Annotated in this window: 2 protein-coding genes; one reads left to right on the top strand and one right to left on the bottom strand. The window is 71.8% G+C overall.

Annotated elements, in window-relative coordinates:
- Positions 1–26: 26 nt before the first annotated feature.
- Positions 27–599, bottom strand: coding sequence for a TetR/AcrR family transcriptional regulator (locus tag AOK24_RS43435; RefSeq protein ID WP_055725340.1), 573 nt, complete (start codon positions 597–599; stop codon positions 27–29).
- 74 nt (positions 600–673) lie between these two features.
- Between AOK24_RS43435 and AOK24_RS43440 the strand changes: the two genes are divergently transcribed.
- A complete protein-coding gene (locus AOK24_RS43440; protein WP_055725341.1) occupies positions 674–1,360 on the top strand; it encodes an SDR family oxidoreductase in 687 nt (228 codons plus the stop codon).
- The last annotated feature ends 97 nt before the right edge of the window (positions 1,361–1,457 follow it).

Consider the following 1,457-nt stretch of genomic DNA (forward strand, 5'->3'; position numbering starts at 1 on the left):
CACCACCAACGCCCCCAACCCCCGCCTCACCCCGCCGCCTTCACCACCAGCGCCGCCAACTCCCGGCTCGCCCCCTCGTCCAGCGGCGCGTGGTCCAGCATCATCCGGTACCACAGCACCCCGTACACCGTGTCGATGAGCAACTCCGGGTCAACGTCCCGCGCGATCTCCCCTCGCCCCACCGCCCGATCCAGCAGTTCCCGCAACACCGCCCGCCGGCTGAACAGGAACCGCTCCCGAAAAGCCCCCGCGAAGACCGGATCAAGCAGCGCCTGAGCCATCAACCCCACCAGGACGGGACGGTGATGGCTCTCCCTGAACGTCGCAGCCAGGAACGCCCCGAGATCCGCCGCCAACGACCCTTCGTCCGGGACGGGAATCCGCTCCTCCACGCGGTCGAGAAGCGCGTCGAGGACGACGTCCGCCTTCGAGGGCCACCAGCGGTAGATCGTCTGCTTCCCCACCCCCGCCCGCGCGGCGATCCCCTCGATGGTCAGCGCGGCGAACCCGTGCTCCCGCAGCCCTTCCATCGCCGCCGCGAGCACCGCCCCCCGCGACTCCGCGCTGCGCGGCCTGCCCGGCCGTCGTTCACCCGTCATACCCACCACTTTACAAGACGTAGCGTCTCGATATAAAAACGAGACGCCACGTCCCGAAAAGAAGGTGCACTGTCATGCGTGTTGTGATCATGGGCGGAACCTCCGGCATCGGCCTCGCCACGGCGAAGGCACTCGCGGCGGACGGCGCCGAGGTGACCGTCACGGGCCGCGACCCCGCGAGGCTCGAAGCCGCGCGCGACCTCCCGGCGACGGCGGTACAGCTGGACGCCACCGACGAGACCGAGGTCGCGGAGTTCTTCGCCCGCACCGGCCCGATCGACCACCTGGTCCTCGCGTTCAGCCCCGGCGCGGTGGGCCTCGGCCCCCTCGCCGACGTCCAACTCACCGACGTACGCGCCGCGTTCGAGGGCAAGCTGTTCCCGTACCTGTTCGCGGTCCAGCAGGCCGAGGTCACCGGCTCGATCACCCTCCTCTCGGCGGCGACGGCCCGCTCGGCCCTGGCCGGCACGACCGCGCTGGCCGCGGTGAACGGCGCGATCGAACGGATCGTCTCCCCCCTGGCCACGGAACTCGCCCCGGTCCGCGTCAACGCGGTCTCCCCGGGAGCCGTCGACACCCCCTGGTGGTCCTTCCTCCCGGAGGAGGCCAGGCAGGCCCAGTTCAAGGCGGCGGCGGACACGGTCCCGGCGGGCCGCGTCGGCGCCCCCGCGGACGTCGCGGCGGCGATCCGGTACCTGATCGACGCGGAGTACGTCACGGGGTCGGTCCTGCCGGTGGACGGCGGAATGACGGTCGCCTGACCACGGAACGGACGAGCCACCGGAAACCGCCGGACTCCCCCACACCCCGCAGGACAACGGCCCGCCGGACTCCCCGACGGGCCGAGCCCCCGTACTA

This window comes from Streptomyces niveiscabiei (genome assembly GCF_001419795.1).
Lineage (GTDB): Bacteria > Actinomycetota > Actinomycetes > Streptomycetales > Streptomycetaceae > Streptomyces > Streptomyces niveiscabiei.

Bases quoted from the DNA above. Each gene is read 5' to 3' on its own strand.
- AOK24_RS43440 (WP_055725341.1), top strand. From the start codon at position 674: ATGCGTGTTGTGATCATGGGCGGAACCTCCGGCATCGGCCTCGCCACG.
- AOK24_RS43435 (WP_055725340.1), bottom strand. From the start codon at position 599: ATGACGGGTGAACGACGGCCGGGCAGGCCGCGCAGCGCGGAGTCGCGG.